We start from the raw sequence: 21,111 nt of genomic DNA on the forward strand, positions 1-21,111 counted from the left end.
CGGCCGTCCGGGTCGGGTCCTACGCGTCCAAGCGGTTGAACACGTTCTGGCGGTAGTACTCGACACACTGTGACCGCCGGATCTTGCCACTGGTGGTGATGGGGATAGAGCCGGGCGCTACCAGCACCAGATCCGAGACACTGAGCCCGTGTGACTTCGAAATGACAGACGTGACTTCGCGTTTGACGGCGCGCAACCTCTCGGCGGCCTCGTCGCTGTCGCCACGTTTTTTCATCTCTATGATGGCGACGAGCTTCTCGACGCCTCGGTCGGGCACGGTGATCGCCGCGCACCTGCCCGCGGTGACCTCTTGGATGGTCGCTTCGATGTCGTCGGGAGAATGGTTGCGGCCGTAGACTATCAGGAGATCCTTGATCCGCCCGATAATGAATAGCTCGCGGTCCGAATAGAAACCGGAATCTCCGGTCCGCAACCAAGGACCTTCCGGAGTCCCCGGTCGCGGGTCGACGATCTTCGCGGCGAAGACCCGTTGCGTCTCTTCGGGTTTCTGCCAATAACCGGCTGCGACATTGTCGCCGTGAACCCAGATTTCGCCGACGGTCCCTTCCGGGCATTCGCGATGGGTGTCGGCGTCGACGATGCGAACATTCATCGATTCGGCGGAACCATAGCTGATAAGCGGTGTGCCGGAACCGATTTCACACCGCACCGCCGCACCCTCGGGAAGTTTCTCGCTGTCGAAGTAAGCAATTTCCGGCGGTTCACCGGGTTTACGGCTGGCGATGTACACCGTGGCTTCTGCCATCCCGTAGGACGGCCGGTGTGCCTCCGGCGAGAAATTGAAACGCGCGAATCGGTCAGTGAATCGCTTGAGTGTTGCCGGCTGAACCCGTTCACTACCGTTGAGAATGCTGTGCAGTCCCCCGAGGTCGAGGCCGGCCATGTCTTCGTCGGAGGTCTTGCGCACGGCCAGTTCGAAGGCGAAGTTAGGTCCTGCCGAGACCGTGCATTCGTGCTGCGCGATAAGTTGCAACCACCGGGCTGGGCGCTGCAGGAAGCCCACTGGGCTGGCGAGCACTGTCGTGAAGCCCCCCAGGATCGGCATGATGATTCCCAGCAGCAGACCCATGTCGTGGTAAAGCGGGCACCAGGACACCACGGTGAGGCCAGGAGGGGCGACGCCTCCGCGGTCAACGAAGAAGTCGCCCATGATCTGCTCAAAGTTGGCGAAGACATTCCTGTTGGAGACCATCACACCAGCCGGTGTGCGGGTAGACCCCGAGGTGTACTGCAGGTAGAGGAACTCTGGTTGATCGCTCTTCCGTGTGCGCGATCTCGGCCCCGACGGCCTTTTCCGCGTATCCAGGTCCAGCAGATCGACTTCCACGATCGTGGGTGTGGCGGTCGCCTCGTCGGATTGCAACACGTCACGGACGTTCTGTGCGACCGGCGACGTCGTGAGGATCACCGTTGGCGATGTGTCGGTCAGAACGGCAAGTGTGCGTTCGTCGTGAGCACCGCCGTAGGGCACTGAGAGAGGAATCGCGACAAGACCGGCTTGGAGGACACCGAGAAAGGCGACGATGTATTCAAGTCCTTGGGGCGCCAGAATAAGAGCTCGATCACCGGCCGAACCGTGGGCCGTGAGGAGTTCGCTCAGGTTCGATACGCGCCGGTACAGCTGCGACCACGTCAGGGACGTGCAAGCACCCTCCCAATCCTGCTCGTAATCAACATAGGTGAATGCCGTCTCGTTGGCCTGCAAGCTGGCGCGCTCGCGCAGCACGGCGGGAAGTGAGGACTCGACCACGGACATCAGGTTACCTGCCATGAGGTACGTATCTGGCTGGAACGGCAAGGTGTGACCAGTCCAATGCGGCCAGAGCCCACGAGCCCCTCGACGCCGAGTCCGGGCCGAGCTGGCGTTCGTTCCGCTGCAGGCGACCGCCGATGCTCCGACGGCAGGCTACGCGACTTCGGGCCGGCTAACCATCGCCTCCACCCCGCAGATTCGAGACCAGCGACGCGGGCATCCGGAATCAGCTCAAGACGCGCCCTGCCGAGTGGTCGGGTCCAGCCGTACCGGCCTGTGCGACTTGCGATCATGCGCGATCCCTATCTGCCGCATGATATTCAGCGCTACGCCAAGGCCATGCAATCGGCGCAGTCCCTGCAACATGGCGAGGTTTGCGCCCACTTCGTAACGCCAGGCGCCATAGTGAGCGTTGGCAGTTCTGCGTCCAAAGTGGTTGATGTACGCCATCTCAGTCGTATAAACCCCGAATCCGGCGCGCCGTGCGCGGTACGCCAGATCAAGGTCGGGCCCCCACCCGTACTGTTTGAAGTCGACCAGGTTCATGCCACCCGTTTCTTCCCAGCAGGCGCGGGAGACCACCAGGGCGGTGCCCTCTACGGACGGCACCACGCGGTATTGCGGTCGGGGGCGATAGTCGGCGGCGTCAGGTCTTTCGTCGGCCGTTGCGTATGGGTATCCGTGGTCGAACATCGGGCCGACGATTCCTGCGTCGGCCGGTAGCCGTGGGTCCAGTAGCCCGGTGACGAATCCCTTCGAAATCCGGGTGTCGTTGTTGAGAGTCATCGCGTGGGAATAGCCTTCGGCGAACGCGATTCGGAACCCGTGCTCGCTGCCGCCGGCCCAACCCAGGTTTTCGCCGGGCGTGATGACCCGTTCGTTGGAGATTCTCGGGTAGTCGCCCCGGTTGTCGACGATCAGATAGTCGGCGCCTTCACGCTCGAGATCACCCACCAGGGCATGGGTGTACTCGTGCTGCCCGAAGACCGGGACGGTGATCAGAACCGACACGCTAGCAACCGTACAACGATCGGGGCCCCCGCGAGCCGCCATTGGCAACCGGACCGGCCGGATGCGGGCGTCGTGTCAAGCGAATTGAATACCACGACCGGCATCTTCCAAGAGGTCGGCCGCAGTCGCGACGCTGGCGGCAGCTTTCGTCATCCGGGCGGCCACCTGCTGCGCTCGCTGCGTGTGCTCCGGTGTGAGTATGCGACGCAAATCCTTCGCCAAAGACTTGCTGGTGGCGCGTGAAAAGCGGCGGGCCCTGCCGACTTTGAGCCGCCTCACCACAGCCGCCCAGATAGGCTGATCGGAGGCGACCCACAGGACCAAGGTCGGCACCCCCGCACGCAGGCCTGCGGCGGTGGTGCCGGCGCCGCCGTGGTGGACCACCGCCCGGCACGCGGGAAAGACAGCGGCGTGGCTCACCGCGCGTACCACCTTGACGCGGTCGGATTCCGGTAGCTCAGTCAATGCGGTTGCGCCGGAACAGATTAACGCTCGCTCGCCGAGCTGGGCACACACCGCTGCGATCATCCTCGCCGTGGCAGCCGGCGACTTGACCGGCATGCTGCCGAACCCGAAGTAGATCGGCGGGGAACCGGAAGCAATCCACGTCAGGGTCTCGTCGTCGAACTCCGTCGGTAACTCCGCCGTCAGTGCTCCGACCAACGGTCGGCGAGCCGACCACTCGCCGTCCAGGCCCGGAAAACACAGCGCTTCGTACGCCTGCAGCTCCAGCGATCCACGTTGTGCCATTCGCCGCGCTGCGGGGGCCTTCGTCTTGGGTAGACCGAGCTTGTCGCGTTGGGTGTCCTCCGCACGCTTGACCAGCCGCCACTGCGCCCAGTCGGTAACCCTCATCACGGACCGCAGCAGCGGGGCAGGCACGATGGTCAGCAGTTGGCCGTTCGGGCGCATCGGCACGTGATGCCACGCGGCCACGGGAATGCCGTAGTACTCGGCGACATTGGCGGCGGCTTCCTGATAGGACACGCCGGTGAAAAGTAGATCGGCTCCGGCGGCCAGCGTCTTCAACGTCTCGCTCACGTCGGCCCAGCGCTCGTTGATGTGCTCCATGGCATCGCGAACCGGTTTGATGGGATCCTTGATCGTCCACGGGGTGACGAAGACGTCCGGGATCTCGCCGGTCGGGGGCCCCATCGGAACCGCCGTCAGACCCGTGTCCTGAACGAAACCGACCTGGTCGGGTGGTGCCGCCATGACGACGTCATGCCCTCTGCGCAGCAACTCGAGCCCCACTGCAGCACATGGCTCGACGTCGCCGCGCGTCCCGCAACTTGACAGGACGAATTTCATCGCCCTCTAGTCATTCGCAAGTCGGTAAATCAGCATGACGTGCGGCACTCGGTACAAGACGTCGAACCAGTCCAGCGGCAGCGGCGTCTCGGTCACCTCGGCGGCGTTCTCGTCGAGCCAGCGCAGCGCGGTGCGATAATCGCCCGCCGATTCCAGGCGGTAGGCCAATTTGAAAGCCCCGATGTGGAATTTGGTCAGCATCTTCTCCACCCGGGTCTCGGGCAGATCCTCGAACGCGATGATGCTGCGCCTGGCCACCCGCCGGCATTCCTTGATCAGGGCCATCGGGTCGTTGGCGTGGTGAAGGACGAAACTCAGCACGACGTGGTCAAAGGCGTTGTCCTCGAATGGGATTGTCCGGCCGTCGAACACGCTGAACTCGATCGGGATGGTCAGCGAATCGTGGACGTCGATACCGGTCGCCGTCGCCCCGTGCATGTCAGCGAGATACTTGCACAGATGCCCCGTTTCGCATCCGACGTCCAGGACGGTATCGCCGCGTTTGATGTGGTCACCCAGCATCCGGGCCTGACTTTCCAGTCTCTTGCCGAGCACCCGTGGCGACCATGGCATGACGGTGGCCTGCGCTCGCCGCGCAGCACGTCGCCAATCGGCACGCCGTTGCTGTCGCGGGCGATCCTCGGTGAAAAAGCGCTGCAGGGCGGTCATCTGGGTCCGTTCGATTAGCTGCGAAGGGGGCCAGACTATCAGCCGAGCCACTCGCAACAGGCCGATTCCGGGTGCTGAGCGCCCTATTGCAGGGCCGGACAGGCCGTGCGATTGTCCACTCCACCACTGCTTTCGCAGAAATCTCCGCGATTGCGCGAATATCCCGCATGCGGCAAGCGGCCATGAAATACTCCCATGCGTGGGGCAACATGCTGTTGAGGTCGAGGGCCTCACAAAAACGTTCGGGGGAACCACGCAGGCACTGCGCGGCGTGGATTTCGCGGTTCCCGCCGGGTCGGTGTGCGCCATCCTCGGCCACAACGGCGCTGGTAAGACGACCACCCTGAACATTTTGTGCACGTTGATCCGACCCAGTTCGGGACGCGCGCTGGTCGCTGGGTACGACGTCGTTCGCGAGTCGGCCAAGGTGCGTTCCCAGATCGGGATAACCGGACAATTCACCGCCGTGGACCCCATGCTCACCGGCCGGGAGAATCTGGTCCTGTTCGGGCGGATGCGAGGGCTGGGCCGCAAACAGGCCAAGGCCCGCGCCGACGAATTGATCGGGCAGTTCGACCTGGTAGCAGCCGCCGATCGACGGGTATCGACGTACTCCGGAGGCATGTGGCGGCGGGTCGATCTCGCCAGCGCGCTGGTGGTGACACCCAAAGTGCTCTTCCTGGACGAACCCACCACCGGACTGGACCCGCGCAGCCGACGCGACGTGTGGAGCATCGTCAGTTCGCTCGCTTCGCAGGACGTGACAGTGCTGCTCACCACGCAGTACCTCGAAGAGGCTGACGTCCTGAGTGATTCCATCGTTGTCTTCGACCATGGCCAGGTGATCGCCAGCGGCACCGCGGCGGAACTCAAGCGCAAGGCAGGCGCGTGCTACTGCGAGGTGACGCCGGCCAATCCGGCAGATCTTGCGCAGGTAGCGGCCGCGCTCACCGGACTCGAGGGCATTGACCTCGACTCCGACACGAACTCGGTATCCGTGCTCGCCCGCGACGGCGTGGCCACGTTGGGCGAGGTGTTCCGTCGGCTCGATGCGATCGGCATCGAGATCGCCGACATCTCGTTGCGCAAGCCGTCGCTGGATGAGGCTTTTCTGCATCTCACCAGCCAGACCGTCAGCCAGCCATGACCGCCCTGGTCGCCCTCACCGAGAGATCGCTGCGCAATACGCTGCGCGATGCGGGAATCCTCTTTGAGATTTTCGTTCCGCTGATCAGCCTGGTGGGGCTGACCATGGCCACCCACGGGATGATCGACACCGGCAGCTTGACCTACCCCCAGTATCTGTTGCCCGCGATCGTCGTTCAGTCGATGATCATGGCGGCGGCGCTCACGGCAGACCGCGCCGGCCGCGACCGCGTCTTCGGTCTGGGAACCCGGCTGCGGACCATGCCGATCTCCGCAATCTCTCCGGTGAGCGCTCGCATCACGGCCACCCTGGTGCGGGCCTCGATCGCGTTGACCGCGACGATGATTGCCGGCTACGCGTTCGGATTTCGGATGTCCGGCGGACTGCCCGCCGGCTTGGCCTTCGTCTTCCTTGCGTTGCTGCTCTGCCTGGCGGTGTCGCTGGGTGCTGACGCGTTGGGGTCCAGCGGCGGCAGCCTTGAAACGACGAGTCAGATGCTGCTGATCCCCCAGTTGCTGCTGATCTTGCTGTCGACTGGAGTTGCACCGGAGAAGACTTTCCCTGAGTGGTTGCGGCCGTTCGTGCGCAACCAGCCCGTGTCGCAGACCGCCGAAACGTTGCGCGGGTTGGCGAGCGGGCACATATCTGTCGAACACGCGGGGCCGGCCATGGGGTGGTGTGTGGGCATGCTGTTGATTTTCGGGGTCATCACGTTGCGGTTGCAGAGGCGCGGCGCATGAATTCGCGAGTAAGGGCGTTGAGTTTGCTGATCACCCAGAGTTGGCTGCACGCGGGTCGGATCATGATCCGGTGGCGTCGCGAGCCTGCGGCGATGCTCAGCACGATCATTCTTCCCATCTGCCTGCTGGTGGTCTACAAGGCCATCCTTGGCGCGCAGATCCAAAAGGTCACCGGTGTCGACAGCATCTACGGTCTGGTCCCGATGTGCGCGGTGCTGGCCGGCATGTTCGGCGCCTTGGGCGGCGCCGTCGGCATTCCGATGGAGCGCTCGTCCGGATTGCTCAGTCGCATGTGGGTGCTGCCCGTGCACCGGGCGAGCGCGATCGGCGGACGATTACTGGCCGAAGCGGCGCGCGCCTTCGTGGGCACCATCCTGATCACCGTCATCGGAACGGTCATGGGTCTGCGCTTTGCCCACGGCTGGCACACGGCGCTGGCTTACATCCTCATTCCGCCGCTGGTCGTGGTCGGGTTCACGGCTCTGGTGATGACGCTGGCCGTGCGCAGCCACGGCCGTGCCATCGTGACCTACATGGCGACCCTCGTCACGGCGCTGGTCTTGGTCAGCTCCGGCACTACTCCGGTTGCGCTCTTTCCGCACTGGCTGCAGCCGGTGGTGCGGGTGCAGCCCATGTCGCCGCCGATCGAGGTCATGCGCGCATTGGCGCACGAAGGGCCGCTGCTGTTGCCGCTCGCGTTGACGCTGACCTGGGCGGTCGCGCTAATCGGGCTGTTCATTCCCCTCGCCGTGCGCGGCTATCGGGCCGCCGCTGAGTGCGGCGCGTGACATAGCGGTAGCGCAAGTAGCTAATTCCGTTGGTGCAGAGGGGCGTTCTTGGTGCGCCTTGCCACGGATCGGCGACAGGGCCGACCGTCGCCGCTAGGCGTTCGTGGCCTTTGTGAAGCAGTACACCCGGTAGGAGAACAGCCCCATCTCAACTCCCTTATAGAGTCTTCCGCCCTGCACTCCCCCGTTGCTCCGCGCGAACTTCTGCAGGAGTTTGGGGACGCGGCGGCTGATCAGTTCCTCGAGTCGCGGCGAGTTCTTCTCCAGCCCGCGCTTCACTTCGTCGTCGATCGAGCGCTGGGATACCAGTTGCAGCGGTGCGGCGGCCAGCGCGGCCTCCCACTCCGGAACGAGATGGACGGCCCGCAGGTCGGCGTAGAGGAAATGCCCACCCGGGCGCAGCACGCGCGCTACCTCGGTGAGGAAACGTCGCAGGTTGGGATAGTGGTGTGACGCTTCGACATTGAGCACGACATCGAAAGATTCGTCCGGGAAGGGGAGCTTCTCGGCATCTCCCTGAACAAAACTGAGGCCGGGTAACTTGTGCCGCTTCTGGCAGAACTTGATGCCGGTCGGGTTCAAGTCCAGGCCCGTATAGGAGGCCGGCTTCTGCGTACGTACGAGATACGATGAGCCCCCGCCGTGGCCGCAACTGACCTCCAGCATGTCCTTGCCCTCAAGGTCCACCTGGGTGGCCACGGTGTGGTAGAGCTGGATGTAGTACCGGTCTGGCTCATCCGAGGCTGACAGAGGGAGCGCCATCGGCGGGTCTTCCTCGTAGGCCCAGTTGATGAACAACACTTCGTCCGAGCCCATGAGCCGGGTGCCGATGGGGTACCCATACTTCGCAACGAGCTTCATGACGAGCGAGCTGGATCTCACTTGGATGGCAGAGGGCACCGGGTGAGTATGGCAAAGATAGCGGCTGCGCGTGGCCGATCCGGGTCGCCAATGACATTAGCCACCCGATTGTTCGCATAGCGCTACTCACCGAGCGGATGCGTCGTGTAGTCGTGCGGCACCTGCTTGTGCCACCTGTCCTCCCGGCGCAAGGTCCGCTCAACTTTTACGGTCGCGCGCCAGCCGTGCAGCCTCACCAGTCCGCGCAGCATGGCCAGCCGCGCGCCCCACTCGTATTTTCTGCGCCCGAAGTGAGCCTTTGCGGTCTTGCCGCCAAAGTGGTTGATGTAGGCCATTTCTGTGGTGTACACGCCGTAGCCGGCGGCCCGCGCGCTCAACGCCAGATGGAGATCCAGTCCCCACCCGTAGCGCCCGAAGGTGTCCAGATCCATTCCGCCGAGGGACTCCCAGCATTCGCGGGACATCATCAACGCAGTCCCCTCCACCGCAGGGACATCGCGGTAGAACGGTCGCGGACGGTAATCGGCCGCAGCGGGTTTCTCTTCGGTTACCGCGCAGGCGAAGCCATCGTCGATCACCGGCCCGACGATGCCCGCGTCCGCGGGTAGTCGAGGGTCCAGCATGCCGGCGACGAAGCCTTTCGAGATGCGGGTGTCGTTATTGAGGGTCATCGCATGGGAATAGCCCTCCGAGAACGCGATTCGGAAACCGAGCTCGCTGCCACCGGCCCAGCCGAGATTCTGCCCGGGCGTGGTGACCCGCTCGCTGCCGACTTTGGGGTAGTCACCGCGGTTGTCGACAATGAGGTACTCGGCGCCTTCCCGTTCGAGGTCTTCGATTAGGGCGTGCGTGTACTCGTGCTGGCCGAAAACCGGAACCGTGATGAGGACGGACACGAGAAAAACCGTACACGGGAACGAGAACCGTCAGCGGGCGTTTCGGGTGGGCTGGAGCAGGCTGTGGCCTTGGGTTCACCATGACGTGCATTCAGTCCCAGCCAACCGCCGGTCGGGCGAGTTGCGAAAGGTTATGCTCAGGCCGTCAGCTCGATGGAACAGGAACCTATGCGCAAAACGGCAGAGCCGACTGGTCTCACGATGTACTACCGCCACACGCGGCCGGAGATGTTGCGATTGGTGCCGACCACCGCCAAGCGCGTGCTGGATCTGGGCTGTGCGGAAGGAGCTTTCGGCGCCGGCATCAAAGAGGTCACCGGCGCGGAAGTCTGGGGCATCGAGTTCGACGAGCGCGCGGCCCACGCCGCGACCGCCGTCCTCGACCGCGTTCTCGCCGGAGACGCGGATCAGCGGATCGCCGAGCTCCCCGACGCCCACTTCGACGTCATCACCTGCAATGACGTGCTGGAGCATCTAATTGAACCGGGCGAAACCCTCAAGCAGTTGCGACGCAAACTCACACCCGGGGGCCTCGTCGTCGCCTCGATCCCCAACATTCGTTTCCTGCCGGCGCTGAGCAAGGTTCTGTTTCGGAAAGACTTCCCCCAGGAGGATTTCGGGATTTTCGACCGCACCCATCTTCGGTTCTTCACACGCAAGAGCATGGTGCGCATGTTCGAGAACTCCGGCTTTACGATGGTGAGCGTCAAAGGCATCAACGCCCATTACGGCGGCCTGTGGCTGCTCGCCAATGTGCTGAGCCTGGGGTACTTTGCCGACGGCCTCTACCTTCAGTACGCCTGTGTGGCGACACCCAGCCCGTAGCGCCGGGCCGAACGGCTTTACGCGCGAACGCGCATCTCGTAGAACCGTAGCCGTGCACTGGCAGGCCCCTGACCCAGCGAGCGGGAACGACCGACACCGACGGTGTGAGCGTGTATCTCAAGGTTGGTGCCCTGAACCGAACCTGGGGTGTTGACGAGAAACGGCTCGACCGCGTTACCGGGAACAAGGCGATAACTCGTGCCATCCAGGGTCATCGTAGGAGCGGTCAGCGGGACGATCGTTCCCTGGAACAACCGGTCGATGAAGGTCGGGTTCAAGTCGATTCCCACCAGCACCGCCATATCGGGTGCGCTGGGTGCGGGAACTTTGACGGATTCGTTTCCGGAGACCACGACCTCCGACAGCTTGGCGAGCGGCCCGCAACGCGGTGCGCTGCGGGCGAACAACGCCCACCGGTTCTCGACGCCGGCCACCGTGAAATCGCACAGCAGTACACGGGAGTACAGCGGCGATTCCTGCACGGCAAGGCGTCCGTTGATGCCGGCAGCGGGTGCAGCCGTCGACACACGGGACAAGACGAAATTGGTGCGATGGCTGAGTGAATCGCCGTTGAGTCTGTCGAGTGCGGGCAGATATGCCGAGTAGGTCGCAAACACGGGCGCCGGCTGCCATGCCAGTTTGTAGGCCCACACGACGGTCGTGTCGACGGGGTCAACGTGAACTGTTCCGGACCCTATGGTCGTGAGGAAGTGCTCTGGGACGGCATAGAACGCACGTTGACGTGCCTTCGATTGTTCGATGCGGTGCTCGAACCGCCCTGGCACCGCCAGTGTCATCAAGCGCCCGACCGATTGTGCCGGCGCCGCTATCGCGGCTAGGAAGCGATCTTGAATCGCGGGTACGCCGCCGGCGACGAAGAAAGCGAGGACTACCGTCGCTAGCGCGATCGCGCGCACGCGGACCCTGGGGAACGGGGCCATGACCATAGAAACCGCGATCAGGCCGACCAACATACTGATGTGCCATAGGTCGTAACGCCCGAACGCGCTTTTGAAAGTGATCAACGTCGCGACAGCGACGAGCCCGACGAAGCTGCGCGGGATTTCCCGGCCGCCCCGCGCAAACATCCAGCAAAGCACGCCAATCCAGAGGAGGGCCAACAAAAGCGCGGGAACCGCATCGAGTGGCAGCGGCACCGCTTGTGCTTCGTTGTAGCCGGACACTATGGCGAGACTGGACCTCAGCCAACCGAACAGATGCGCCGGCCGTTGACCCGCAAGCAGCCAGCAGATCGTGCCGGACGCTGCGAACGCGGCCAACGTCGCGCAGTGGCGCCCAACCGCTTTCCAGCCGAGCAACACCGATGCGGCCAACCCGATTGCCAACATCGTCAGGCCGGTATTGAACTTCACCAAGAGCTGGAGTCCACCGACCAAGCCGATGACGACGCATGTGACGAACACCCTGGATCGTGGGGGGTTCCGCTGCAACATGGGCACCGCCGCCCAGGCCAAGGCAGCGAGAATGGCCAGCTCGGGATACATCAAGCCCAACGAATTGCCATGAGTGACTTGGACGATGGCGATGCCGGCGGTCGTGGCGAACGCGATGAGGAGCGACGTCATCGGGGCACAGCGCAGGCGTAGCACTGCGCAGACGCCCAGGAAGAGCGCGGCTATGACGGCCATCTGATAGACGGTGGCCAGCAGGGACTGCCCAAACGAGTAGTAGGACGCGGTCTGCAGGAACCCGAAGGGGCCGTAGGTGAAGACGAGATCCGGCCCCCACGCAAGATGGCGGAGTGGAGCCAGGGCGAGTACCGCCTCCCAGGACGGGTCGACCCCCACTCCCGCGTCGACAGACCACTGCGGCTGAACGATCACAGCGGTCACAAGCGCCGCAAGAGCGCGCTGCCAGCGGGCCGAACCCCACGTTGTCGTCGAACACCAGGCTTGCACGCGCTCTGGCCCTGTTAGTAGCACTCCCGCAAACTACCAATGCGTAAGAGGGTGGCGCGTACTCGGCCATGGGAGCGCGCGCCGACGAATCCGCCGCGGCACGCCGGGTTTCAGGTCCGGGAGTCCGTCCCCCGGATGCCTGATCGTTTATGTAGCAACATGCATCTCGTAAAAGCGCAGCCGTGCGGTGAACGGCATCTGATTGACGTCGACGCTGCGGCCGACGCTGATCGTTTGCGCGTGGATCTGCAGATTGGTACCTGCGACAGAAGCGGGAGTGCTGATGAGAAAAGGCTCAACCGCGTTCGTGTCGATGAGGCGGTACCTGGTGCCGTCCACCACAAGCGTGAAAGTGCTGAGCGGAGCTAGCTTTCCGTGGAAGAAACCGTCGTTGAGATCCCCATTGAGATCGACTCCCATCAGGACCGCGTTGTCCGGTGCGCCGGGGCTCGGAACTTGAATAACCTCGTTTTGCTTCACGGAGACCTCAGACAGCTTGGTCAACGAGCCGCAGCGCGGAGCGGTGCGGACGAATAGTGCCCACCGGTCCTCAAGACCGTCGAGCTTGTAGTTGCACAGCAGGCTACGCGAATATCTGGGCGATTCTTGCACGCCGAGCCGACCGTCGAGGCCAACAGCCGGTGAGGTCGACGAAAGCCGGGACAGGACGAACTGGGGTCCGCGTGCGAGCGAATCTCCGTTTCGCTCATCGAGCATGGGGGTAAGGGCTTGATACGTCTGAAAAACCATCGCCGGTCGCCAGGCCAGATCGTAGGCCCAGGCAACCGAGATCTCTTGCGGATCAATGTGAACGGTCCCGGCCCCAATGGTCGCGATGAAGCGGTCCGGGACCGCATACAGCGCACGCTGGCGCGCCTTGGCGGCGTGCATTCGCTCGCGGAAGCGGCCCGGCGAGGCGAATGTGGTTATGCGGTCGACCGCGCGCACGGGGGCCGTCAAAGTGAACAAGGCGCGGTCGATGAGAAACGGTGCGCCGCCGGAGTCGAGGACGAATATTATGAGAACGGCGACGACAGCAAACCCCACCGCAGGCCGGCGGCTGCGCGGCCACGGGGTGATCACTAACGTAACGACCATCAGGCTGAGCAGAATTGCGACGTGCCAAGGCTCGAAACGTCCGAATGCGGCTTTACCCGCAATCAGCGTCGCAAGACCGACTAGTGCCAGGTAGCGGCGCGGGATGCGTGGACCGCGGCGGAAAACCATCATGCACAGCGCGACGATCCAGCCGACACTCAAAATCACCACCGGCAATCCCCACCGCGGAAGGGGTGAGGCGGACATGCCGTCGACGTAACCCGATGCGATAGCCAGGCTGGACTGAAGCCATGAGGGTAGGTCTGCCGGTCGCTGGCCGGCCAGCAGCACCCAGCAGATGAGAGCCGAGGCTCCAAAAGCCACGATCGTGGCGGCATGCCGGCCGGCAGCCTTCCAGTCGACGAGCAACGATGCAGCCAACGCGATCGCCAAAACGGCGAACCCACAGTTGAACTTCATCAAAAGCTCAAAGCCCGCGACGGCACCAAGCGCGACGCAAGTGGTGAAGACCTTTGAAGGATCGGGCTTCTGTTGCAATAGTGGCACGCTTGCCCAGGCGAAAGCGGCGAAGACCGCCAGCTCCGGGTACATCATTTCCAGTGTGGAATTGGGCATGAACGATAAACCACGCCCGACCGACATGAAGGTGAGAACGCCTGTCGTGACTGTTGCAACGATGAGCGCTGCCATCGGCGACAGGCGCAGCCGCAGGACGGCGGCAATGCCGAGGAGGAGGGCTGCAATGATGACGACCTGGCATGCGGCTGCGAGCAACGCCTGATCAAAGTCGTAGAAGGCGCTGGTTCGAAGAAATCCGAGTGGTCCGTAGGTGAACACCAGTTCGTGGCCCCACGCGATGTGCTGGACCCTGGCCATGGATAGCCCGGCCTGCCAAGACGGATCAAGCCCTATGCTCGCTTCCGCCGATGACTGCGGCCAAAAAATGAACCCGGCGACGATGGCCACCAGGACCCGTTGCCAACGTGCCGTACCCCACGTTGTCGTCGAGATCCAATTACTTACTTGTTTCGGCGCTCCGCCCAAACAGCGACGCATGCGCCTTCTCTCGTCCGCGGCATGTGCGGCGTCGGCCGATTCCGCCTCGATGACAGGGTCTTTCGGAGCTGCGGTCAGAATTTCGCCGTCAGACATCGTCAAAAATCCCATTGGCTGGAAACATGCACCTGCTGCCAAGTCCCGCAGTTCTGCGTGAAGAACGCCGTGTCGTCATCGCGTAGGTCGATTTCCTGCGGAACATCGCTTTTTCGGCTGTCGATGATGTCGTTGGTATCGAGGCTTCGGAGCCGCGACCAGTAACACATCGTCCCGCCAGCATTGCGGTATCTCCCCGGCATGATGTCGGTGAAAAGTACATACCGGCCGTCATGGTCAATAGCACCTTGTGGGCTGCCGTAGTCGTCGATGATGGTGACCTGAGCTCCAGTCGATGGGGGTACACCGCCCGCCTTGCCAGTAGCGGTCGGCTCAGCGATAACGGGCTGTGTGACGGTCACAGTCGACGCTTCGGTGTGCGTGGGCCCGCTGCATGCCCCAAGAACAAGCGTGCTGGCGACCAGCCCCAGGCGCATGACAATTCGCGGGCGACCGCAAACGCTCGAGGAACTGCGGACGACCATCATGGGGGTCAGATGGTGCCGGTGTGGACGGCGTTGATGATCCAGGGGATGACTTCGTCGAGCATGGTGTCGAGGGTGGTGGTGGCGGAGTAGCCGAGTACTTCGGATGCTTTGTGGACATCGGGGGTGCGGAGTTGGACGTCGTGTTCGAAGGGGGGGTCGCTTTCGTAGCGGAAGGGGGTTTCGGGGCGCATCTTGGTCCAGATCGCCTCGGCGAGTTCGAGCACGGTGGTGGCGTGGGGTGTGGAGAGATTGAAGTCGTCGTTGAGCGCGGCCGGGTGTTCCATACAGGTGCGGATGCCTTTGGCCAGATCACCACCGTAGGTGTAGTGGCGCACCTGGGTACCATCGCCGAGGATGTGCAGCGGATCTTGGCCCTTGGCGACCTTTTGCACCAGATCGGGCACCACGTGACTCATCGCCAACTTCACGTTCCCGGAAGGGATTTCACGCCCACCCAACGCCCGCTGCTCACCGGTGCCCACACAATTGAACGGACGGATGATCGTATACGGCAGCCCGTACTGCTCATAAGCGCCCCGGGCGAAATACTCACACGCCAACTTCTGAAACCCGTACGTGCTGGTCGGTGGCGGACACTCGGTGATGTGCTTTTCCGGGGTGGGAAACACACTGGCGTTCTCAAACACCATCGACGAGCTGATCACGTTGATCTTTTTCAGCCAGCCCTTCTTGTACGCGTAGATCGCGGTATCAAAATGCGCCGCCGCGATCCGCTCATTCTCGGCCAGCAGGTCATAGGCGTACTCGTGGAAATAGGTGATACCACCGATACGGGCCGCGCTGGCCACCATCTGCTCACAACCCTGCACCAGCCGGCACATCAGATCAACGTCTTTGACATCACCTTCCACGAAGTGATAGTTCGGGTGATCGTCATAACTTTTGGCGACCGGACCATACTTCGAATAGTTATCGATGCCGACCACCACATGACCGGCCCGCAACAACTCCTCAACCACATAGCCGTTGATGAACCCCGCACTACCGGTGACCAGAACCTTCACCGGGCCCCAACCCCCGCACCCAGCGTGGCCAACTCAGCCGGAGGCAACGCACTCTGGCCCACCTCGCTGACGTCCAAGCAGCCCCACACATCCTCCACAATGGTGCCCCGCGGAACCCGCAACCCCCGATACTGCGCGTGCGGCACCCCCACCACCAGCACATCGGCACGCTGCACCACCGTCTCGAGCGGGAAATAATCCGGCCCGTCCAAAAACGGGTCATGACGGATCACGTCCTTGGCCTCCAACATCAACAGATGCCGCAGCTTAAAACTCAACGAATCACGCGTGTCATCACAATCGGCCTTAAACGTCATCCCCAAAATGCCCACCGTCTTGTCGCGCAAATCCACCCGCCGCTTGAGCATATTCACGATGAACTGCGGCTGACCCTCATTGATCAACATCGCCGCATGCCCCAACATGAAATTATTGTTACTAAACGCCGCCAACTGCATCGTGTCCTTCAACAAACACGGACCCGCCGCCAACCCCGCCCGCGGCAGACTGTCCACCCGACTGTTCCTAAACGTCGCCGCATGATGCACCCGATCAAAATCCAACCCCGCCTCACGACACAACAAATAAAACTGATTCGCCACCGCGAACTGAATGTAGCGATACCCATTACAAAACAGCTTCGCCAACTCCGCTTCCTGCGGCTCCACCTCAATAATCTCGCTGGTGATACCCGAGAACAACTCCCGCACCACCCGCACACCCTGCTCATCAAACCCACTGATGATCTGCGGAATCACCCGCAACTCCCGCAACGAATGCCCCTGCGCGATCCGCTCCGGACAAAACGTCACATGAACACCAATCCCCCGCTCCCGCAACGAATCATGAACACGCTGCGTCAACCCCGGATACACCGTACTCCGCAACACCAACGTCTGATCATCACGAAAATACGGACTGATCTCGGTAATAATCCGAAAAAACGTATGCGCCTGCGGCGTCAAATACTCATCCACCGGCGTCCCCACCACACAAATCACCACATCAGCATTCCGCACAACCCACGAATCCGTACTCGCCGCAAGACGACCCGTCGGCAACAACCGCCCCAACAACTCCTCCGCCCCATCCTCCACAAACGGCATCCAACCCGCCATAATCGACTTCAACGCCACAACATTCGTATCCAAAATATCAACCACATACCCCACATCCGCCAACACCAACGCCAACGGCAACCCCACATGCCCAGCACCACCCACCACACAAATCCGCTTACCCTGACCCACCACGCGAACCAACACCTCCCCTAATCGACCCGGCCGATCACGACCACTATTGGCGCGACGATCATCCCCCACCAATCTGCGTGAACATGTGCTGGAGCGAGGATACGAGCTTCCGCCGACGGGCGCGGCTTTTTTCACAAATAGTTTTGGAGATTTCCACCGGGTCTCTAGCAGTACGCATCCAGCCAGACAGCTTTTGGTTACGTGGTCCTCAGCCTGGGATCGCCCGGGTTTGGTTGACATCTGGTCCGTCGGGATTCGTCCTTGCTGACCGCGAGGTTTGCACCCACCGTTGCGGCGCAACGAACTCGGCGCCGGTTTCTCCAAAACGGCCAGAGTCGGTGGACGGCAACCGAGACGTATCTCGGAATCCACCCGAACACCCGCTTTTAACTCGGTGAGCTCAGCCCATGACACCTAATGGCGTCCCGCAACGCCGCGTTCGACGCCACGATAGGCTCTGGTCGGCCACCGGGAGGAGCTGACCATCAGCAACATTCGCGTGCCGCCCGCAGTCGTGTATCTCAGCGTTGCAGGCGGCCTTGTGGTAGCGACCATGAATCTGCGCGGCCAGGCGATCAACGAGTGGGGCCTGCTCAATCCTGACGAGGCAGAACTTATGGTCCAGGCGCGCGCCGCGCTCGTTTCCCCCGTCCCCTTCAGCACCTGGGTAACGGGGACAACTGGCCCGTACTGGGTGCTCTTCCTCGCCGGGCTCGGCGCGCTGGGCGCGCCGCTGACGCTCGCCTTCGCTCACCTGCTTTCGGCGGTTCTGTTGGCGCTCACCGCCTCCGCTATGTTCGTCGCCGCGTCCCGGGCGATCGGTAGAGGGCCCGCACTCGTGGCCACAGTGGTCTGGTGGTTCCCGATCGCGACGACGTTCCTCGTGGGCGATGCGGTCAATTTCAGCGCGCTGAGCACGGAGTACCTGCCAACACTGCTGGTCGTGGCCTCGGCGTTGGTGCCGCGCGAACGGCTGGCAGCGAAGCCGTGGCTATTCGCCGTTCTCGGTGTGATGGCCGGCCTCGCGGTCGGCGCCAAGTTTCAAGTTGCTCCGCTGGCTGTCGCCTTCGCCGCGGCGCAGCTCATAGTGCTGGGCCCAAGCGTGCGACGCATCGTCGTGTCGGTGCTGTGGTGGCTTGCCGGCGCAGTGCTGCCGCTCGCCGCGATCGTGCTGGTCATGGTGGCCTCCCCGGCAACCAGTTGGGCGCTCGTCGAGCAGACTTTCGCCTTCCTCGGGTCCTACGCGGGTGACCGCTCCCAATTGCAGCGGTTTACCAGCACCTTCGCTGCGCTCACCACGCCGGCGATGTACCTGCTCGTCGAACTCGCTGGCCTGATCTGGCTAGGCCTGCACAGCGACAGACGATCCAATGTAGCCCGCGTCATCCTCATTGCAAGCGGGTTCATGGCCGTTCTGATCGGCGGTATGGGTTATCCCCACTACCTCATCATCTTCTTCGGGGCGGGCGCGCTGGCCGCCACCATGCCGGTCAAGGTTGGCGCGCGCCTGTTTCCGCAGCGGTTATCGCCAACCGTGCTGGCGGGCATGCTGACCGCGGCCGTGGCGGTCCTACTCGTGTTCGGTTACGCCGTCAAACATTGTCCGCCGCTCTCGCCTCAGGGGGCCGCTGCTGCGTTCTCCCGCGATTCGGTCAAGCGCAACCCCGCACTGGCCCACGCCTGCCCGCCGGGCTCGCGTGCGCTGGTCTGGGGTTGGGCAGCCGAACTCTATGTCGCGCAGGACTGGCAGAGCACGATGCCATACCTGAACGTGCTCGGCCTGAGCACCAGCCCCGCCAATTGGCAGGCCGCTGAGCCGGTAGTCCGCACCGGGATTGACCGGGCCGACTGCGTTGTCGACGCGAGCAACATCAAACGCCCCTCGTGCCCGGTGGATCGGCCCGAGCAGCTGGTGACTTACTGCAACTTGTCGAAGTTTTCGCTGCCGCGAATCTATCCGGACCTCGCCGCGCTGATGGGCCGGCAGTTCCACATCGTTCCAATCAGCGGGAACTGTGAAGGGTGCACGCTCTACGTGCGCGAGGTGTCCCCTTGAGTGTCGGCGGCGCTGCGCCGGAAGGAAAAGTACCGGTGGGCAAAGTAGCTCAGCACCGTACTTGCCGCGAGGATGATTGCCTGTGCAGGTATGCGGTGTAGGCCCAACTCGACCAGCACAGGCAAGGCGACGGCGTTGATGCCCAGCGCGGTGAGGTAGACACTCTCGAAGCGCGCAAGGTCTCGCAGGACCTGGCCGTGGACGCGGAAAACGAATCGCCGATGCATCACGAAGGCGAACAGCACGCTCAATACGTGGGATATACCGAGGGTCACCAGCGACCCGGCAACCCGGCCGGACTGGTGGTCGACCAGCCGGCCGATGCTCTCCGAGCAGGCGACGAAGATGCCAAATCCGACCACGGTGTTGATCGCCCCGACCAGCAGGAATGCCACGCGCTGGTCGTGTACGAGCCGAATCAGCGGACCCGGGGGCGCTGATTCGGGTGGCAGGTCGAATTCGGTCATCCGAGGCTTTCGCATACGGCGAGCCGCTGCCGGGCCGCGCGTTCGAGCAGGCTGCCGTCGGCCGCGTCAAGGGCCACGCCAGATACCCGGTGTCCGCGGCCAAGCGTGAGCCAGGGTCCATTGAACCCGGAGCGCCGGGTGAACAGGTAGTGCACGATTACCGCGCGGCGTCAGCCATATATTCGCGGATCGAGTCGGCAACAAAGTCGAGCATCGGGATGGTGAGGCCCGGGTAGGTGCCCACCCAAAACGTCCGGTTCATGACGATGTCGGTGTTGGTGAGGTCTCCCACGATCCTGAAGTCGACGTTGCGATAGGCCGGTTGCTTCACGAGGTTGCCTGCGAACAGCTGGCGGAAGCCGATCTTGCGGACGTTGAGGAACTGCATGAACTTGGTCCGGTCCACCGGATGCTCAGGATCGAGTGTGATCGGAAAGCCGAACCAGGACGGGTCCGACTTCGGCGTGGCAACCGGAAGGATAAGCCCCTCGACCTCGGACAGCCGCGAGGTCAGGTATTCGAAGTTTTCTTTGCGCGCCTGGACGAACCCATCGAGCTTGTTCAGCTGCGAGAGACCCAGCGCGGCCTGCATGTCCGTGGCCTTCAAGTTGTATCCGATATGGCTGTAGATGTACTTGTGGTCGTAACCCCTGGGCAGGTCGCCGAGTTGCCATTCGAACCGCTTCTCGCAGGTGTTGTCGTTTCCCGGCGCGCAGTAACAGTCCCGGCCCCAGTCGCGGAAGGATTCGACCTGCTTGCGCACCAGCGGCGACTTGACGAATACGGCGCCGCCCTCCCCCGTCGTGATGTGGTGCGCCGGGTAGAAGCTCACCGTTGCGGTGTCACCGAAGCTGCCCGTGCGTTTGCCGTCGTAGGTCGAGCCGAGCGCGTCGCACGAGTCTTCGACCAGCCAAAGACCATGCTTGTCGCACAGGTCCTGCACTGTGTCCAAGTCGAACGGATTGCCGAGTGTGTGGGCCATCATGATCGCACGTGTTTTGGGACCGACGGCTTCGCGGAGCCGCTCTGGGACGGCGTCGTACGTGCCCAGCTCGATGTCGACGACGACAGGTCGCAGGCGGTTCTGGATGATCGGGTTAACGGTGGTGGGAAATCCCGACGCCACGGTCAGCACCTCATCACCGGGTTCCAGCGGCCGTTTATCGTATCTCTTCTTGTACTGGCCGAGCTTCGGGCTGGTCAAGGCGCTCAGCGCACAGAGATTGGCGCTCGAGCCGCTGTTCACGAAGACGGCGTCCCGGGCTCCCACATAACGGGAAAGGGCGCGCTCGAAGAGCGGATGGAACCGGCCTGCGGTCAACCAGCCGTCGAGGGACGCGTCGACTAGTGCCGCGAAATCTTCCGGGTCAAGCACCTTGCCCGACACTGGAACTGGCGTGACGCCCTGCACGAAGTCGGATGTCGCGAGCTTGCGCTTCGCGTAGCTGCGGACCGCCGCGAGAATATCTTCGCGATCCTCCTCGAGACCGCCCTCCCCAACATAGGTATCGAGTCTTGAAATGAGATCTCCTCAGGAGTGTGTATTTCATATACTATGCGGCGCCCTTGAAAACCCCGCCGGGCGCGTCGCGGCATTGCTAGTGTGTCACCTGCGCGACGCTGCGTCAGCGAAACCGCGCTGGGGGAACGATCACCTTGAGATTGGACGA

The 21,111-nt window shown here is 62.9% G+C and carries 18 protein-coding genes; 5 read left to right on the forward strand and 13 right to left on the reverse strand.

The window, feature by feature from the left end; all coding sequences use genetic code 11:
- Window positions 1–19: 19 nt before the first annotated feature.
- From ACX9NE_RS14835 to ACX9NE_RS14850, 4 genes are all read right to left on the reverse strand, one after another.
- Window positions 20–1,777, reverse strand: a complete 1,758-nt coding sequence (locus ACX9NE_RS14835) for an AMP-binding protein (RefSeq protein WP_459362853.1) — start codon at window positions 1,775–1,777, stop codon at window positions 20–22.
- A gap of 228 nt (window positions 1,778–2,005) precedes the next feature.
- Window positions 2,006–2,785 carry a glycosyltransferase family protein gene (locus tag ACX9NE_RS14840; protein ID WP_459362854.1) on the reverse strand — a complete coding sequence of 260 codons (780 nt, stop codon included), beginning with the start codon at window positions 2,783–2,785 and terminating at the stop codon, window positions 2,006–2,008.
- A gap of 75 nt (window positions 2,786–2,860) precedes the next feature.
- Complete coding sequence (locus ACX9NE_RS14845; RefSeq protein WP_459362855.1) at window positions 2,861–4,096, reverse strand: glycosyltransferase; 1,236 nt, start codon at window positions 4,094–4,096, stop codon at window positions 2,861–2,863.
- 6 nt (window positions 4,097–4,102) lie between these two features.
- Window positions 4,103–4,765: a class I SAM-dependent methyltransferase gene (locus ACX9NE_RS14850; protein ID WP_459362856.1), complete on the reverse strand. Its 663-nt coding sequence runs from the start codon at window positions 4,763–4,765 to the stop codon at window positions 4,103–4,105.
- A gap of 199 nt (window positions 4,766–4,964) precedes the next feature.
- On the opposite strand from ACX9NE_RS14850, the gene ACX9NE_RS14855 reads away from it, so the two are divergent.
- The 3 genes from ACX9NE_RS14855 to ACX9NE_RS14865 are packed head-to-tail and all read left to right on the forward strand — an operon-like array spanning window position 4,965 to window position 7,440.
- Complete coding sequence (locus tag ACX9NE_RS14855; protein ID WP_459362857.1) at window positions 4,965–5,912, forward strand: ATP-binding cassette domain-containing protein; 948 nt, start codon at window positions 4,965–4,967, stop codon at window positions 5,910–5,912.
- Window positions 5,909–6,652: an ABC transporter permease gene (locus ACX9NE_RS14860; RefSeq protein ID WP_459362858.1), complete on the forward strand. Its 744-nt coding sequence runs from the start codon at window positions 5,909–5,911 to the stop codon at window positions 6,650–6,652. The genes ACX9NE_RS14855 and ACX9NE_RS14860 overlap by 4 nt, the downstream gene beginning before the upstream one ends.
- The gene (locus tag ACX9NE_RS14865; protein WP_459362859.1) at window positions 6,649–7,440 is read left to right on the forward strand and encodes an ABC transporter permease; all 792 of its coding nucleotides are present in this window, start codon (window positions 6,649–6,651) and stop codon (window positions 7,438–7,440) included. Before ACX9NE_RS14860 ends, ACX9NE_RS14865 begins: the two co-directional genes overlap by 4 nt.
- Before the next feature lie 93 nt (window positions 7,441–7,533).
- Here the strand turns inward: ACX9NE_RS14865 and ACX9NE_RS14870 are convergent, their stop codons facing one another.
- Window positions 7,534–8,301 carry a phthiotriol/phenolphthiotriol dimycocerosates methyltransferase gene (locus tag ACX9NE_RS14870; RefSeq protein WP_459362860.1) on the reverse strand — a complete coding sequence of 256 codons (768 nt, stop codon included), beginning with the start codon at window positions 8,299–8,301 and terminating at the stop codon, window positions 7,534–7,536.
- Window positions 8,302–8,423: 122 nt separating this feature from the next.
- Window positions 8,424–9,197 (reverse strand): glycosyltransferase family protein, encoded by a 774-nt coding sequence (locus ACX9NE_RS14875; RefSeq protein WP_459362861.1) that lies wholly within the window; start codon window positions 9,195–9,197, stop codon window positions 8,424–8,426.
- Between the two features lie 168 nt (window positions 9,198–9,365).
- Here ACX9NE_RS14875 and ACX9NE_RS14880 point away from each other — a divergent pair, with 168 nt between their 5' ends.
- Window positions 9,366–10,022, forward strand: coding sequence for a class I SAM-dependent methyltransferase (locus ACX9NE_RS14880; RefSeq protein ID WP_459362862.1), 657 nt, complete (start codon window positions 9,366–9,368; stop codon window positions 10,020–10,022).
- Between the two features lie 17 nt (window positions 10,023–10,039).
- Here ACX9NE_RS14880 and ACX9NE_RS14885 read toward each other — a convergent pair whose 3' ends face one another.
- The 5 genes from ACX9NE_RS14885 to ACX9NE_RS14905 form a co-directional block, all read right to left on the reverse strand.
- On the reverse strand, window positions 10,040–11,875 hold the full coding sequence (locus ACX9NE_RS14885; RefSeq protein WP_459362863.1) for a hypothetical protein: 1,836 nt from the start codon (window positions 11,873–11,875) through the stop codon (window positions 10,040–10,042).
- Window positions 11,876–12,088: 213 nt separating this feature from the next.
- Entirely contained in the window at window positions 12,089–14,152 is a 2,064-nt protein-coding gene (locus tag ACX9NE_RS14890) for a hypothetical protein (protein ID WP_459362864.1), read from the reverse strand.
- Between the two features lie 2 nt (window positions 14,153–14,154).
- Window positions 14,155–14,514 carry a hypothetical protein gene (locus ACX9NE_RS14895; protein ID WP_459362865.1) on the reverse strand — a complete coding sequence of 120 codons (360 nt, stop codon included), beginning with the start codon at window positions 14,512–14,514 and terminating at the stop codon, window positions 14,155–14,157.
- Window positions 14,515–14,645: 131 nt separating this feature from the next.
- Window positions 14,646–15,665 carry an NAD-dependent epimerase/dehydratase family protein gene (locus tag ACX9NE_RS14900; RefSeq protein ID WP_459362866.1) on the reverse strand — a complete coding sequence of 340 codons (1,020 nt, stop codon included), beginning with the start codon at window positions 15,663–15,665 and terminating at the stop codon, window positions 14,646–14,648.
- Window positions 15,662–16,915, reverse strand: coding sequence for a nucleotide sugar dehydrogenase (locus ACX9NE_RS14905; protein ID WP_459362867.1), 1,254 nt, complete (start codon window positions 16,913–16,915; stop codon window positions 15,662–15,664). Before ACX9NE_RS14905 ends, ACX9NE_RS14900 begins: the two co-directional genes overlap by 4 nt.
- A gap of 556 nt (window positions 16,916–17,471) precedes the next feature.
- Here ACX9NE_RS14905 and ACX9NE_RS14910 point away from each other — a divergent pair.
- Window positions 17,472–18,974 (forward strand): hypothetical protein, encoded by a 1,503-nt coding sequence (locus ACX9NE_RS14910; protein ID WP_459362868.1) that lies wholly within the window; start codon window positions 17,472–17,474, stop codon window positions 18,972–18,974.
- Here ACX9NE_RS14910 and ACX9NE_RS14915 read toward each other — a convergent pair.
- Together ACX9NE_RS14915 and rfbH are read right to left on the reverse strand one after the other, a co-directional pair.
- Entirely contained in the window at window positions 18,950–19,441 is a 492-nt protein-coding gene (locus tag ACX9NE_RS14915) for a GtrA family protein (RefSeq protein WP_459362869.1), read from the reverse strand. The two genes, ACX9NE_RS14910 and ACX9NE_RS14915, sit on opposite strands and share 25 nt — an antisense overlap.
- A 157-nt stretch (window positions 19,442–19,598) precedes the next feature.
- Window positions 19,599–20,963 (reverse strand): lipopolysaccharide biosynthesis protein RfbH, encoded by a 1,365-nt coding sequence (gene rfbH / locus ACX9NE_RS14920; protein ID WP_459362885.1) that lies wholly within the window; start codon window positions 20,961–20,963, stop codon window positions 19,599–19,601.
- Window positions 20,964–21,111: the final 148 nt, after the last annotated feature.

The organism is Mycobacterium sp. ML4 (assembly GCF_054515735.1).

Coding starts and splice junctions, on each gene's coding strand:
- ACX9NE_RS14835 (WP_459362853.1), bottom strand. CDS start 1,777: ATGTCCGTGGTCGAGTCCTCACTTCCCGCCGTGCTGCGCGAGCGCGCC.
- ACX9NE_RS14845 (WP_459362855.1), bottom strand. CDS start 4,096: ATGAAATTCGTCCTGTCAAGTTGCGGGACGCGCGGCGACGTCGAGCCA.
- ACX9NE_RS14850 (WP_459362856.1), bottom strand. CDS start 4,765: ATGACCGCCCTGCAGCGCTTTTTCACCGAGGATCGCCCGCGACAGCAA.
- ACX9NE_RS14860 (WP_459362858.1), top strand. CDS start 5,909: ATGACCGCCCTGGTCGCCCTCACCGAGAGATCGCTGCGCAATACGCTG.
- ACX9NE_RS14865 (WP_459362859.1), top strand. CDS start 6,649: ATGAATTCGCGAGTAAGGGCGTTGAGTTTGCTGATCACCCAGAGTTGG.
- ACX9NE_RS14870 (WP_459362860.1), bottom strand. CDS start 8,301: ATGAAGCTCGTTGCGAAGTATGGGTACCCCATCGGCACCCGGCTCATG.
- ACX9NE_RS14880 (WP_459362862.1), top strand. CDS start 9,366: ATGCGCAAAACGGCAGAGCCGACTGGTCTCACGATGTACTACCGCCAC.
- ACX9NE_RS14890 (WP_459362864.1), bottom strand. CDS start 14,152: ATGTCTGACGGCGAAATTCTGACCGCAGCTCCGAAAGACCCTGTCATC.
- ACX9NE_RS14910 (WP_459362868.1), top strand. CDS start 17,472: ATGAATCTGCGCGGCCAGGCGATCAACGAGTGGGGCCTGCTCAATCCT.
- ACX9NE_RS14915 (WP_459362869.1), bottom strand. CDS start 19,441: ATGACCGAATTCGACCTGCCACCCGAATCAGCGCCCCCGGGTCCGCTG.